Origin of the sequence: Salmonella sp. SAL04162 (assembly GCF_046551535.1) — a bacterium.
GTDB lineage: Bacteria > Pseudomonadota > Gammaproteobacteria > Enterobacterales > Enterobacteriaceae > Salmonella > Salmonella enterica.
In genome coordinates this window covers 429,970-442,839 of sequence record NZ_JBGDVX010000003.1, presented here as the reverse complement: position 1 = coordinate 442,839, position 12,870 = coordinate 429,970, and the positions used below count along the sequence as shown (strand labels likewise).

Annotated in this window: 13 protein-coding genes, 1 pseudogene and 1 other annotated feature; of the genes and pseudogenes, 10 read left to right on the top strand and 4 right to left on the bottom strand. The window is 54.2% G+C overall.

The genetic code is table 11. The features are described 5' to 3' along the window. Both ACLJRH_RS09010 and ACLJRH_RS09005 read left to right on the top strand, forming a co-directional pair. Positions 1-77: pseudogene (locus tag ACLJRH_RS09010) on the top strand (hypothetical protein); the annotation flags it as partial. Positions 78-198: 121 nt separating this feature from the next. Next, complete coding sequence (locus ACLJRH_RS09005; protein ID WP_023137364.1) at positions 199-1,425, top strand: DUF3748 domain-containing protein; 1,227 nt, start codon at positions 199-201, stop codon at positions 1,423-1,425. A 1-nt stretch (position 1,426) separates the two neighbouring features. Here the strand turns inward: ACLJRH_RS09005 and ACLJRH_RS09000 are convergent, their stop codons facing one another. Then, complete coding sequence (locus tag ACLJRH_RS09000) at positions 1,427-1,759, bottom strand: YceK/YidQ family lipoprotein (RefSeq protein ID WP_001543704.1); 333 nt, start codon at positions 1,757-1,759, stop codon at positions 1,427-1,429. A 242-nt stretch (positions 1,760-2,001) separates the two neighbouring features. Further along, positions 2,002-2,075 (top strand) — a sequence feature (ROSE (Repression Of Heat Shock gene Expression) occurs in the 5'-region of heat shock genes and acts as an RNA thermometer to modulate expression.). Here ACLJRH_RS09000 and ibpA point away from each other — a divergent pair. The 6 genes from ibpA to ACLJRH_RS08970 all read left to right on the top strand — a co-directional run bounded on the left by ibpA (position 2,069) and on the right by ACLJRH_RS08970 (position 6,540). Next, positions 2,069-2,482 (top strand): small heat shock chaperone IbpA, encoded by a 414-nt coding sequence (gene ibpA, locus ACLJRH_RS08995; protein WP_001532742.1) that lies wholly within the window; start codon positions 2,069-2,071, stop codon positions 2,480-2,482. Its footprint overlaps the feature before it by 7 nt. A 109-nt stretch (positions 2,483-2,591) precedes the next feature. Beyond that, positions 2,592-3,020: a small heat shock chaperone IbpB gene (ibpB, locus tag ACLJRH_RS08990; RefSeq protein WP_001246919.1), complete on the top strand. Its 429-nt coding sequence runs from the start codon at positions 2,592-2,594 to the stop codon at positions 3,018-3,020. 188 nt (positions 3,021-3,208) lie between these two features. Continuing rightward, positions 3,209-4,870, top strand: coding sequence for a putative transporter (locus ACLJRH_RS08985; protein WP_023137363.1), 1,662 nt, complete (start codon positions 3,209-3,211; stop codon positions 4,868-4,870). A 443-nt stretch (positions 4,871-5,313) separates the two neighbouring features. Further along, the gene (locus ACLJRH_RS08980) at positions 5,314-5,661 is read left to right on the top strand and encodes a YidH family protein (protein ID WP_000703964.1); all 348 of its coding nucleotides are present in this window, start codon (positions 5,314-5,316) and stop codon (positions 5,659-5,661) included. Then, entirely contained in the window at positions 5,651-6,013 is a 363-nt protein-coding gene (locus ACLJRH_RS08975; RefSeq protein ID WP_001113454.1) for a DUF202 domain-containing protein, read from the top strand. The genes ACLJRH_RS08980 and ACLJRH_RS08975 overlap by 11 nt, the downstream gene beginning before the upstream one ends. Further along, positions 6,010-6,540 carry a radical SAM protein gene (locus ACLJRH_RS08970; RefSeq protein ID WP_000147831.1) on the top strand — a complete coding sequence of 177 codons (531 nt, stop codon included), beginning with the start codon at positions 6,010-6,012 and terminating at the stop codon, positions 6,538-6,540. Before ACLJRH_RS08975 ends, ACLJRH_RS08970 begins: the two co-directional genes overlap by 4 nt. Before the next feature lie 81 nt (positions 6,541-6,621). Here the strand turns inward: ACLJRH_RS08970 and dsdA are convergent, their stop codons facing one another. After that, entirely contained in the window at positions 6,622-7,944 is a 1,323-nt protein-coding gene (gene dsdA, locus ACLJRH_RS08965) for a D-serine ammonia-lyase (protein WP_000427988.1), read from the bottom strand. A gap of 17 nt (positions 7,945-7,961) precedes the next feature. Then, complete coding sequence (dsdX, locus tag ACLJRH_RS08960) at positions 7,962-9,299, bottom strand: D-serine transporter DsdX (protein WP_000543319.1); 1,338 nt, start codon at positions 9,297-9,299, stop codon at positions 7,962-7,964. Between the two features lie 225 nt (positions 9,300-9,524). Between dsdX and dsdC the strand changes: the two genes are divergently transcribed. Both dsdC and ACLJRH_RS08950 read left to right on the top strand, forming a co-directional pair. Beyond that, positions 9,525-10,448, top strand: coding sequence for a DNA-binding transcriptional regulator DsdC (dsdC, locus tag ACLJRH_RS08955; RefSeq protein ID WP_001541637.1), 924 nt, complete (start codon positions 9,525-9,527; stop codon positions 10,446-10,448). 63 nt (positions 10,449-10,511) lie between these two features. Then, positions 10,512-11,597: a cellulase family glycosylhydrolase gene (locus ACLJRH_RS08950; RefSeq protein WP_023137362.1), complete on the top strand. Its 1,086-nt coding sequence runs from the start codon at positions 10,512-10,514 to the stop codon at positions 11,595-11,597. Here ACLJRH_RS08950 and emrD read toward each other — a convergent pair. Continuing rightward, positions 11,524-12,708, bottom strand: coding sequence for a multidrug efflux MFS transporter EmrD (emrD, locus tag ACLJRH_RS08945; RefSeq protein ID WP_000828737.1), 1,185 nt, complete (start codon positions 12,706-12,708; stop codon positions 11,524-11,526). The genes ACLJRH_RS08950 and emrD overlap by 74 nt on opposite strands. Between the last annotated feature and the right edge of the window lie 162 nt (positions 12,709-12,870).

Below are 12,870 nucleotides of genomic sequence, written 5' to 3'. Positions count from 1 at the left end.
TGCTGAAGTTACTGCCGGCGGGTGACGCCCGGCGGGCGGTGATAGAGCGCAGTATCCGGCTGGCGCAGGAGAAATAAGACCCTGACGGCCCGGTGGCGTGGCGCCATCGGGCCTGGCTATCCCAACGATACGCGAAAGCCTGAAAGTGAAGCCCGTGTGCAGTATGATGACGAGCATCGTCTCTTATCAGGACATCCCATGAAACAAATCACCTTTACGCCGCGCCATCACCAGCTTACCAACACCAATACCTGGACACCTGACAGCCAGTGGCTGGTCTTTGATGTGCGGCCTTCAGGCGCGTCATTTACGGGCAAGACTATTGAGCGTGTCAATGTGCATACCGGCGACGTGGAGGTGATTTATCGCGCCGTGCAGGGCGCGCATGTCGGTGTGGTGACGGTGCATCCTGCCGACAATCACTATGTGTTTATTCATGGCCCTGAAAACCCTGATGAGACGTGGCATTACGATTTCCACCACCGTCGGGGCGTTATTGCAACGCCGGGAGGCGTGACTAACCTCGATGCGATGGATATTACTGCGCCGTATACTCCCGGCGCGCTGCGCGGCGGCAGCCACGTCCATGTATTTAGCCCGAACGGCGAGCTGGTGAGTTTTACCTATAATGACCACGTTCTGCATGAGCGAGATCCGGCGCTGGATCTGCGTAATGTCGGCGTGGCCGTGCCGTATGGGCCGGTAACGGTGCCGGTTCAGCATCCGCGCGAATACAGCGGTAGCCACTGGTGCGTACTGGTTAGCCGCACGACGCCTGCGCCGAGACCTGGCAGCGATGATATTAACCGCGCCTATGAAGAGGGCTGGGTGGGCAACCGCCAGATCGCCTTTATTGGCGATACGCTGTCGCTGACGGGCCAAAAAGTCCCGGAGCTGTTTATTGTCGATTTACCGTGTCATGAAAACGGCTGGAAACAGGCAGGCGACACGCCGCTGACGGGAACCGAATCAACGATGCCATCGCCGCCGTTGGGCGTAGTTCAGCGGCGTCTTACCTTCACTCACCAGCGTGTTTATCCTGGACTCACTAATGAACCACGCCACTGGGTCCGCAGTAATCCGCAGGCGACGGCGATCGCCTTTTTGATGCGGGACGATAACGGCGTAGCGCAACTATGGCTGATATCGCCGCAGGGAGGCGAGCCCTGGCAGTTAACGCATCATGCGACCGGCGTACAGTCAGCGTTTAACTGGCATCCGTCGGGTAAATGGCTGGGACTGGTGCTGGAAAATCGGATTGCCTGCTGCGACGCACAAAGTGGGAAGATCGACTTCTTAACCGCCAGGCACGACAACCCGCCGTCTGCGGACGCCGTCGTTTTTTCACCGGATGGGCGACACGTCGCATGGATGGAAGAGGTGAAAGGGTTCCGTCAGCTATGGGTGACGGAAACCGGGCGATAAATCAGGGAGGAGGCATCTTCGCCGGGGGGATGACGGCATTGGTCATTTTCGTCTCCTCCTCGCTTTTCTCTACGCGCGATCTTACCGAACTGTCTTTGCGGAAGATGTCCCACGGCAGAAGGATCGTATCCATCACGGCGGTAAACGGCATATCCAGGATGGCCAACGATTTGGTGCCCCAGTTTGTCTCATCGTTACCGATCATCGTAGCGCTGGCGCGCGTGCCAGGATAAGTACCCTCTTTACCGCCGGTGTGCGACATGACGCTTGAACAACCGCCTAATAAAAGCATCCCATTCCATATTATCAGCGTTAACAACACGTTTTTTATCATCACTCATTCATCTGTTGGTTGTCGTTATTTGCATGATGAGTTATAGCGATCCGTTGCTAAAAATAACATCACCAGTACGTGGCACTGTGGCGGTAATCGCACTTTAACAATCAGTGCTGTCCCAACCAGTCTATGCAATAGCCAATAAACTGCAAAAAAAAGTCGGATTAAAATACTTGAAAAGTACGTATTCAGACCCATTTATAAGACGTAGTGAATAGAAGGGCACGCCTGATGGGTGTTCTGGCAATCCTGGCCTGTCCATGATGGAAGGTCTGACATTCTCGCTGATTTCAGGAGTTTATGATTATGCGTAACTTTGATTTATCCCCGCTGTACCGTTCTGCCATTGGTTTTGACCGTCTGTTTAACCTGCTTGAAAATAACCAAAGCCAAAGTAATGGCGGCTACCCTCCGTACAACGTTGAGCTGGTAGACGAAAACCACTACCGCATCGCCATTGCCGTTGCCGGTTTCGCGGAAAGCGAACTGGAGATTACTGCCCAGGATAATTTACTGGTGGTAAAAGGCGCTCATGCGGACGAGCAGAAAGAACGTACTTACCTGTATCAGGGCATTGCCGAGCGTAACTTTGAACGTAAGTTCCAGTTAGCGGAGAACATTCACGTTCGCGGCGCAAACCTGGTCAACGGGCTGCTGTATATCGAACTGGAGCGCGTGATTCCGGAAGCGAACAAACCGCGCCGTATCGAAATTAACTGATTCCGTCGGGTCGCGTTGCGCGGCCTGTCATCCCATGCTCGCCGTCAGGGAGCATATTCGCACGTAAAGTGTGAAGGTAAAAACTCGCTTCTTAGAAGGAGAAATGATTATGCGTAACTACGATTTATCCCCACTGCTGCGTCAATGGATCGGTTTTGACAAGCTGGCCAATGCGCTGCAAAACAGCGGCGAAAGCCAGAGCTTCCCGCCCTATAACATCGAAAAAAGCGACGATAACCATTATCGCATTACCTTAGCGTTAGCCGGTTTCCGTCAGGAAGATCTGGATATTCAACTGGAAGGCACGCGCCTGACGGTGAAAGGCACGCCGGAACAGCCGGAAAACGAGCCCAAATGGTTACATCAGGGCCTGGTCATGCAGCCTTTTAGCCTGAGCTTTACGCTGGCTGAGAATATGGAAGTTTCCGGCGCGACGTTTACCAACGGCCTGCTGCATATTGATTTAACCCGCAACGAGCCGGAAACCATTGCGCCGCAGCGTATCGCCATTAACGAACGCTCCGCATTAAATAGCTAATGAGCTCCTTGCCTTGCCCCGCCAGAGATGGCGGGGCTTTTTTGTGCCACGAAAAAGGGTAAGACGCTGCCGAAGTCAGGACGTCTGGGCGGTTTTGTAACATGAGAATGTGCGCCATGCTGTATATATGCCTTAACGGTTCAGTCATAATCCCTATAAATTGAAATGTTACTCACAGGGAAGAAAAGATGAGTGATATCGCATTGACGGTCAGCGTTCTGGCGTTGGTGGCGGTTGTCGGTTTATGGATCGGCAACATTAAAGTGCGCGGTGTCGGCTTTGGTATTGGCGGCGTTCTGTTCGGCGGTATTATCGTCGGCCACTTCGTCGATCAGGCTGGAGTGACGCTGAGCGGCGATATGCTGCACTTTATCCAGGAATTCGGCCTGATCCTTTTTGTTTATACCATCGGCATACAGGTGGGGCCGGGATTTTTCGCCTCGCTGCGCGTTTCCGGGCTGCGTCTCAATCTGTTTGCTGTTCTGATTGTGATTATGGGCGGGTTGGTCACCGCGATTCTGCATAAAATTTTCGCTATTCCGCTGCCAGTGGTGCTGGGGATTTTCTCCGGCGCAGTCACCAATACGCCTGCGTTAGGGGCGGGTCAGCAAATCCTGCGCGATCTGGGAACGCCAGTGGATCTGGTGGATCAGATGGGGATGAGCTATGCGATGGCGTATCCGTTTGGCATCTGCGGTATTTTGCTCACCATGTGGCTGATGCGGCTGATTTTTCGCGTTAACGTCGAGGCGGAGGCGCAGAAGCACGAATCCTCTCTCGCTAACGGTCATTCATTAATTCAAACAATGAATATCCGTGTCGAGAATCCGAACCTCAATAATATGGCTATCCAGGATGTGCCGATCCTGAACAGCGATAAAATCATTTGCTCACGCCTGAAACGCGACGACACGCTGATGGTGCCGTCGCCGGGGACGATTATCCAGGCAGGCGACCTGCTGCACCTCGTCGGCCAATCTACCGACCTGCATAACGCGCAACTGGTGATCGGCAAGGAAGTGGACACCTCGTTGTCGACGCGCGGCACGGATTTACGCGTCGAGCGTGTGGTCGTCACCAACGAAAAAGTGCTCGGCAAACGTATCCGCGATTTGCACTTTAAAGAGCGTTATGACGTGGTTATCTCCCGTCTTAACCGCGCGGGCGTTGAACTGGTCGCCAGTAGCGACGCTAGCCTGCAGTTTGGCGACATTCTCAATCTGGTGGGGCGTCCAGCCTCGATTGATGCGGTAGCCAATGTGGTCGGCAACGCGCAACAAAAACTCCAGCAGGTGCAGATGCTGCCGGTGTTTATCGGCATCGGATTAGGGGTTCTGCTTGGGTCAATCCCGTTGTTTGTGCCGGGATTCCCGGTCGCGTTAAAACTGGGGCTGGCCGGCGGGCCGCTGATCATGGCGCTCATTTTGGGGCGTATCGGCAGCATCGGTAAGCTGTACTGGTTTATGCCGCCGAGCGCCAACCTCGCGCTGCGTGAGTTAGGCATCGTTTTGTTTCTGGCGATCGTTGGGCTGAAATCCGGCGGCGATTTTGTCGATACGCTGACGCAGGGTGAAGGATTAAGCTGGATTGGCTATGGTATTTTCATCACCGCTATTCCGCTGATTACCGTCGGTTTGCTGGCGCGGATTTTTGCCAAAATGAACTATCTGACGCTGTGCGGGATGCTGGCCGGTTCGATGACCGATCCGCCAGCGCTGGCATTTGCCAACAATCTTCATGCCACCAGCGGCGCGGCGGCGCTCTCTTACGCGACCGTCTATCCGTTAGTGATGTTCCTGCGTATTATCACGCCACAACTGCTGGCGGTGATTTTTTGGGGAATGGGTTAGCGCCTGATGGCGCGTTGCTTATCCGGCCTATGCACTGTGTTAAATCCAGGCTGGATAACGCGCGCCGCACCGGTCACACTTCTGCTCTTCTTCTTATCTCTTTCCTCAATGAACGCGCTAATCAGCGTAATGGCAACGAGCATAATTCCAATTTGTTTCAGTTAGTTATCAATCTTCTTCGCCTTTTTTTTCGTCGCGACGGGTGGTTTTTCAGCTTTTAATTCGGCAATAATGCCTTTCCTTGCGGTGGCGTTGAAAAAGGTCGCAACTGAAATGAAAAATAGCGGCAATGAGCGCGGTTGCGCCGAAACACATCACCAGTGAACTACAGTTATTTTGCAATAAGATTCCCTTGCTGCGGGATAATGTGAAGCATATCAGCAACAACGTGAGTGGTATTCTGAAAACGAACGGGAATACATAAGAACGTAAAAGGAGTCGTCATGAAGATTTCCCGCCTCGGAGAAGCGCCGGATTATCGCTTCTCACTGGCAAATGAGCGTACCTTTCTGGCGTGGATTCGCACCTCGCTGGGATTTCTGGCGGCAGGCGTCGGTCTTGATCAGCTCGCCCCGGATTTTGCCACGCCAGTGATCCGTGAACTGCTGGCGTTATTACTCTGTCTGTTTGCGGGCGGCCTGGCGATTTATGGCTATCTACGCTGGTTACGTAATGAAAAAGCGATGCGTCTGAAAGAGGATTTGCCTTATACCCATAGCCTGTTGATCATCAGCGTTATTTTGATGATTGTCGCGGTGATAGTGATGGGGCTGGTACTGTATGCCGGATAGTCGTAAAGCCCGTCGGCAGAACGATCCGGGGCTGCAACCGGAACGTACCTCGCTGGCCTGGTTTCGCACGCTGCTGGGATACGGGGCGTTAATGGCGTTAGCCGTCAGGCACCACTGGCATCAGGCGGGGTTCTTGTTCTGGGTGTCAATCAGCGTTCTGGCGATAGTGGCGGTGATTCTTTGGCGTTATACCCTGAGTCGTAATTTGATGGATGTCGCGCATAGCGATTTTTCCGAAACTCATGTCGTGCGTGACAAATTTTTGATCTCCCTCGCGGTGTTGTCGCTCGCAATCCTGTTTGCTGTTACCCATATTCGCCAACTTATTGCATTTATCGGGAATTTTATATGACAGGACGTCAGGACATTGTCGTGAGTGATGACCAGATTCAGGTCGTCGTAAATCGCCAGAATAGCCAGCGCCCTCAGCAACTGTACCGTAACTTACAACGGCTCGGCATTCGCAATGTCCATTTTATCCCATTGTTGGAACATGACCGGAACGGAATGTTGACCGAGGATTCATTGTGTTCAGCAGACTGGGGGCGGTTTTTAAATAGCGTATTTGATATTTGGGTACGTGAAGATATTCAGCGTATCTCGGTTCGCCTTTTTGATGAGACGCTACAGCAGTGGTGCGGCGGCAGGAATGGCGCTGAAGCGCCGGACAAGGCGCCGCTAAGCGCTGAATGTCAGAAGTGCTCTTTATTACGATTTTGCGGCGGCGGATGCCCTGAGCATCGGGATAGCCAGGGGAAAAACCGGCTTTGCGAGGGCTACCAGACCTTTTTTAACTACTCCTCGCCGCATATGCGGGTGATGCGGGATTTACTGAAACAGCATCGCTCGCCGGAGGAGTTGATGGCGATGCTGCGTTAGCGTCGTAAGCCTGATAAGCGTAGCGCCATCAGGCGATGGCGTGCCGGATGGCGCTGCCGTCTTTCCGGCTCTGAGCGAGTATTAGCGTCCTTTTGCCAGGTATTGTTCCATTTCATCCTCCGGCACCATGCCGCCCCCGGTTGCCCATACCAGATGCGTCGCGTTGCCGAGCTGCGTCTGACTGAATCCATGCCTTTGCTGATACTCGGTGGCGGCGCAAATGCGCTGTGGCCCGGCCATCCCTGCCAGAGCTGATGGCTCCAGTCGAATTCCTTCCTCCTGCGCCAGCCAGCCCAGCATGTCATACATTGTTTGATCGTCTAAGGTATAGAGGCCGTCAAGCAGACGCTCCATTGCCCGACCAACAAAGCCTGAAGCGCGACCTACCGCCAGGCCGTCAGCCGCCGTCAGGTTATCAATACCGATATCTTGTACTGAGATGGCATCGTGCAGACCGGTATAAACGCCGAGTAACATGCAGGGTGAATGGGTCGGTTCGGCAAAGAAACAGTGGACGTTGTCGCCAAACGCCAGTTTCAGGCCAAAGGCGACGCCGCCAGGGCCGCCGCCAACGCCGCACGGCAGATAAACAAACAGTGGGTGGCTGGCGTCAACGACGCGTCCCTGTTGCGCGAATTGCGCTTTCAGGCGCTGGCCCGCTACCGCATAGCCCAGAAATAGCGTGCGGGAGTTTTCATCGTCGATAAAGAAACAGTTTGGATCGGATTGTGCTGCTTTTCGGCCCTGCTCAACCGCCACGCCGTAATCATCCTCGTATTCCACGACCGTCACGCCGTGGCTACGCAGCTTCGCTTTTTTCCAGGCGCGGGCGTCGGCAGACATATGTACCGTCACTTTAAAACCGATGCAGGCGCTCATGATACCGATCGATAGCCCCAGATTGCCGGTTGAACCGACGGCGATACTGTACTGGCTGAAGAATTGTTTAAATTCCGGCGAAAGCAACACGCTATAGTCATCGTCGGTGGTTAACAGACCCGCCTCCAGCGCCAGTTTTTCCGCGTGCGTTAGCACCTCGTAGATGCCGCCGCGCGCTTTAATGGAACCAGAGATTGCCAGGTGACTGTCTTTTTTTAACAGCATTTCACCGTCGATCGTTTGCCCATACTCTTTTTCCAGCCGCTTTTGCATGGCCGGAATAGCGACCACGTCAGATTCGATCATGCCGCCAGCGGCAGCGGTTTGCGGAAACGCTTTCGCCAGATACGGCGCAAAGCGCGCCAGACGGTCATGGGCGGCGTTTACGTCCTGCTCCGTCAGGCCGACATACGGTAGACCTTGTGCAAGAGAGGTGGCGCCCGGGTTAAACCAGGTGGTTTCTTTGAGGGCGACCAGATCCTCGACCAAAGGATACCGGGCGATGAGCTTTTGTATGTTTTCCATAGTACGTCTCTTTACGATCAGATGATAAAGGAAAGCAGGAATGTGCCAGCCAGTGCAACGACAGATGCGATAAACGTGGCCGTCGTATAGTATTTAAACGTTTCATTCAGCGTAGCGCCGCAATACTGCTTGACCAGCCAGAACAGGGAATCGGTCACGATCGTGCAGCCAATGGCGCCGGAACCAATGGCAATCGCAATGATCTCCGGGCTGACGTCAGGATAGAGCGGCAGCATGGGCGCAACAATCGCGGTGGCGCCCATCATCGCCACCGTCGCAGAGCCGACCGCCGCGTGCAGAATCAGCGCTACCAGCCATGCCAGCAGAATCGGGTGCATATGCATATTTGAGAGGATCACCGCCAGCGTGTCCGCCAGCCCGCTACTTTTGAGAATGGCGTTGAACGCGCCGCCCGCGCCGATAATCAGCAGGATGTTCGCAATGGCGCCAAAGCCGTTTTCGGTGTGGGTAAGTAGCGTGCTCATCCCCATATGCTGGCGCAGACCGAGTATGTAATACGCTACAAAGACAGCGATAAACATCGCGGTGATCGGATTACCGATAAACTCCAGCAGCGTATACAACGTGCCGTCTTTCGCCATATTCAGTTCAGCGACGGTTTTCACCAGCATCAGGCCAATCGGCAACAGAACGGTAAACAGCGTTGCGCCCAGCGATGGCAGGGTGTTTTCGGCGCGCACTTCAAGATCCGCAAACTCTGTCGGTACGGGCTTGAACGGCAGACGATTACCCAGAAACTTTAAGAACAGCGGGCCGCCGACCAATGAGGCCATCAGTCCGACCAGCAGACCGTAGACAATCACCGAGCCGATATCCGCCCCCAGTTTATTTGCGACAAACAGCGCAGCCGGATGCGGCGGTACCACGCAATGGACGGCCATCAGCGCGGTACACAGCGGAATGGCCAGCTTCAGCAGCGAGGTATGGGTCTTTTTAGCGATAGAAAACGCCAGTGGGATGAGCAACACGACGCCCACTTCCACGAACAACGTGATACCGCAAATCAGCCCCACCAGTACCATGATCACGTCAGCAGAGAGCCAGCGGCAGCGCTGGAGCGTAAGCCCGATGCGTTCCGCCGCGCCGGAAACCTCCATCATTTTGCCGAGGATGGTGCCAAGACCGATAACGGCGGCCAGAAAACCGAGCGTACCGCCTATTCCGTTTTCTATCGCCGTGACCATCTCCAGCGGCCCCATGCCCATCATCGCGCCGACAAAGAAACTGGCGAGCAGTAACGCCAGGAAGGGGTGGAATTTAAACTTCACGATGGTCAATACGATTAACACGATGCTGATCAGCAGCGTGCTCACTACCCAGATTTGAGCGTGCATATCTCACCTACCCTGTGATTAATCTGTTCTTATTGGACAGAAAAACAGCACCCCCTGACAAACGATATAATTTGCCATTCACATGATGTAAATTGAATCAACTATGTGATTTCCATCTAATATTGCCTTTATTTTGCGATATGGTTCATTTTGCTTCATCTATGTGCGGATTTTTTCAGCGTGTTTTTTTACACTTCGGGAAATTAAAAGATGACTGAGGTTGCCATGGAACCCCTTCGCGATACCCGAAACCGCTTACTCAACGGCTGGCAGTTATCCAAACTCTATACTTTTGAAGTCGCGGCCAGACACCAGTCCTTTGCTCTGGCGGCAGATGAGCTGTCGTTAAGCCCAAGTGCGGTAAGCCATCGTATCAATCAACTGGAAGCCGAGTTGGGAATCCAGCTATTTGTCCGCTCTCACCGTAAAGTGGAGCTTACCCATGAAGGCAAACGGGTATTCTGGGCGCTGAAATCGTCGCTGGATACGTTGAATCAGGAAATCCTCGATATCAAAAATCAGGAACTGTCCGGCACGCTAACCGTGTATTCACGTCCCTCTATCGCCCAGTGCTGGCTGGTGCCCGCGCTGGGGGACTTTACCCGTCGCTATCCGTCAATTTCTCTCACTATGCTGACCGGCAACGATAACGTTAACCTACAGCGTGCCGGCATTGACCTGGCTATCTATTTTGACGATGCGCCGTCGGCGCAGCTCACGCACCATTTTTTAATGGATGAGGCGATTTTGCCCGTTTGCAGCCCGGATTACGCCCGTCGTTTCGCCTTGCAGGACAACCTGAATAACTTGCGGCACTGTACGCTCTTACACGACAGACAGGCGTGGAGTAACGATTCTGGCACTGATGAGTGGCACAGTTGGGCGCAGCATTTTGCGGTAAATTTGCCGGATTCATCCGGCATTGGCTTCGATCGTTCTGATTTAGCGGTGATTGCCGCGATGAACCACATTGGCGTGGCGATGGGGCGTAAACGGCTGGTGCAAAAGCGTCTCGACAGCGGCGAACTGATTGCGCCTTTTGGTGACATGAGGCTGAAATGTCATCAGCATTATTATGTCACCACTCTGCCTGGCAGGCAGTGGCCGAAAATCGAGGCATTTATTCGCTGGTTGCAGGAACAGGTGTGAAGATTTATTACGCTTTGTCGCTACACCTGCCGGGAGTGAATATGCTAAATACGTGCTATCACCGTGGTAAAAATTTTAGGGGGCGTCGTGTTTAAACCGCTTATTGCCTCTCTCATGCTGACCAGCGCGGTCGTCTATGCGAAACCGATGCCTTTGACGGCGGCGCGCTATGCGCAGCAGCTTGGCGTTGGGATGGATGTTGACTGGGCGCGAACGGAACGGGGTATTCGCGAGTTTGATCCGCTGGTCGTGCGGGATTTTAAGGCAAAAGGGTTAACGCATGTCCGTATTCGTGTGGCAGGCGCGCCGACGGAAGCGCGCCTCATTCATTTGCGTAAGCTGGTAGAAGCCTGCGAATACTATGGTGTCATACCCATTATTGCCTATCAGGCGGATGCGTATAAAACCGATCCCAGCGCCAGCCATGAAAAGGAGCTGATCAACTGGTGGAGCGTGGTCGCGCGCTATTTTGGTCAGACATCCCCGCTTCTGGGGTTCGATCTCATTTATGAGCCTGCCGACAAACTCAATCATAATATGGCGTCGCTGAATCGCGTATATGACAAAACCATCCGCCTGATTCACGCCATTGACCCACAGCGGATGATTTTCGTTGCCCCCCGAATGCGCGCCGCGCCGGAGGATTTGTCGGCGCTTAAACTGCCGGCGCAAAGCCAGAACTATGTACTGGCGGAGTGGCACATCTTCCCGTGGGGACCCCTGAAAAGCGGCGGTAAATATCCGTGGACGTCAGGCACGGCGGCGGAAAAAGCGGCGATTCGGGCACGGATTAACGCTGCAGTTCGCTGGCAGCATAAGACCGGCCATGCAAGCTGGGTGGGCGGATGGGCGCCGGGAGAGTCGATAAAAATGACGCCGGTCGCTTCACAGTTCGCGTTTGCCCGTTTTATGGCCTGCGAGCTGAAAAAAGCGCATATTCCGTATGCGATAAACGCGGACACACAGTTTTATGACGGCGAAGAAGGAGCGTGGCGTCCGGCGCAAGAGTCCCTGCTCAATGCGATGATCGCGCCGGAATGTGAAACGCCCGGCAAAAAGCCGGGCGAGGGGAACGTTAAACCGTCTGTCCCTGATGCGATATCCGTGACGCCAGCGGCAGCCAGCACGCCAGGATCAGTAATCCCATAAGGGTCATCAACAGTCCCAGACTGCCCTGACCGGTTTGCGGCAACATTGCCGAAAGCCACGCCAGTACGCCGGAACCAATATTTTGCAGCCCGCCGACCAGCGCGCCAGCGGTGCCTGCAAGGAACGGAAACGGCTCCATCGCGCCGCTGGTGGCCAGTGGAAATAACATCCCGGCGCCGAAGAAAAACAGTGCAGCGGGGATGAGTAGCGTCCAGACGTTCATCACGCCAAACCAGCCGGGAATCCACATCATAAGGCCTGCCAGCAGACAGCAAATAACTGACTGCCACATCAGGGTTGAGAAGCGTTTATTCGGGCGTCCGGCAAACCAGGCGCCGAAGAACGCCGCCGGAATCGGCAGAATAAACAGAATGCTTACCACCATACTGCTGAGACCTAATACTGCCCCCATCAGCACGCCGGAACAGGCTTCAAAGACCGCAATGCCAGCCAGCCCGCCGATTAGCATCAGCAGATAACAGTTAAATGCGCCGTTGCCAAACAGCGTTTTATAGCTGGCGATCAGCCGTGTGCGCGGCGCGCCGGCGGGGCGGGTTTCCGGCATCCAGCGCGCCATGCTGAAGGTGACGCCAGCGCAAAGCACCAGCAGGAAAGCGTAACACGCGCGCCAGTTCCACAGGGTGTCCAGCAGACCGCCAATCAGCGGCGCTAACAGCGGGCTGACCAGAATCCCCATATTTAACAGGCTATTGGCGTGACGAAGTTGCGTTCCTTCATACAGATCGCGCGGGAGCGTTCTCGCCATTACTCCGCCAACGCCGGTTCCCATCCCTTGCATGGCGCTGGCGGCAATCAACACCGTCAAACTATGCGTGGTCATGGCGAACAGAGTCGCTACCATAAAAATAGACATGCCGACGAGGATTACCGGGCGGCGCCCAACCCGGTCGGAAAGCGGGCCGTAAAACAGTTGCGAGACGCCGTAGGTCAGGAGGTAAGCAGCCATTACGCTCTGGACGGCGCCTTCCCGGACGTTTAGCGCTTGTGCCATATCGGCGATGGCGGGAATATAAATGGTTTGCGCCATCTGCCCTACGGCCACTAGTAACACCAACATCAACAACAAATTGACGTTTCTCTGCCTTTTCATTTCGCTGATTACTTTTCAAAAAAAGAAAAAATAAGAATAACTTGCTGCGCATTCCCATAAATGCGAGAGGAATCTATCACACCAGAAAAAGAAGGCCAGACAGCGACCAGCAATGGCAGACGAAGGAACGGCAGGATATGTAAACAAAAGCGGCAACAAATG

Excerpts from the sequence above, each read along its gene's own strand:
- ACLJRH_RS09005 (WP_023137364.1), top strand. The coding sequence starts at position 199 with ATGAAACAAATCACCTTTACGCCGCGCCATCACCAGCTTACCAACACC.
- ACLJRH_RS09000 (WP_001543704.1), bottom strand. The coding sequence starts at position 1,759 with ATGATAAAAAACGTGTTGTTAACGCTGATAATATGGAATGGGATGCTT.
- ibpA (WP_001532742.1), top strand. The coding sequence starts at position 2,069 with ATGCGTAACTTTGATTTATCCCCGCTGTACCGTTCTGCCATTGGTTTT.
- ibpB (WP_001246919.1), top strand. The coding sequence starts at position 2,592 with ATGCGTAACTACGATTTATCCCCACTGCTGCGTCAATGGATCGGTTTT.
- ACLJRH_RS08985 (WP_023137363.1), top strand. The coding sequence starts at position 3,209 with ATGAGTGATATCGCATTGACGGTCAGCGTTCTGGCGTTGGTGGCGGTT.
- ACLJRH_RS08980 (WP_000703964.1), top strand. The coding sequence starts at position 5,314 with ATGAAGATTTCCCGCCTCGGAGAAGCGCCGGATTATCGCTTCTCACTG.
- ACLJRH_RS08975 (WP_001113454.1), top strand. The coding sequence starts at position 5,651 with ATGCCGGATAGTCGTAAAGCCCGTCGGCAGAACGATCCGGGGCTGCAA.
- ACLJRH_RS08970 (WP_000147831.1), top strand. The coding sequence starts at position 6,010 with ATGACAGGACGTCAGGACATTGTCGTGAGTGATGACCAGATTCAGGTC.
- dsdA (WP_000427988.1), bottom strand. The coding sequence starts at position 7,944 with ATGGAAAACATACAAAAGCTCATCGCCCGGTATCCTTTGGTCGAGGAT.
- dsdX (WP_000543319.1), bottom strand. The coding sequence starts at position 9,299 with ATGCACGCTCAAATCTGGGTAGTGAGCACGCTGCTGATCAGCATCGTG.
- dsdC (WP_001541637.1), top strand. The coding sequence starts at position 9,525 with ATGGAACCCCTTCGCGATACCCGAAACCGCTTACTCAACGGCTGGCAG.
- emrD (WP_000828737.1), bottom strand. The coding sequence starts at position 12,708 with ATGAAAAGGCAGAGAAACGTCAATTTGTTGTTGATGTTGGTGTTACTA.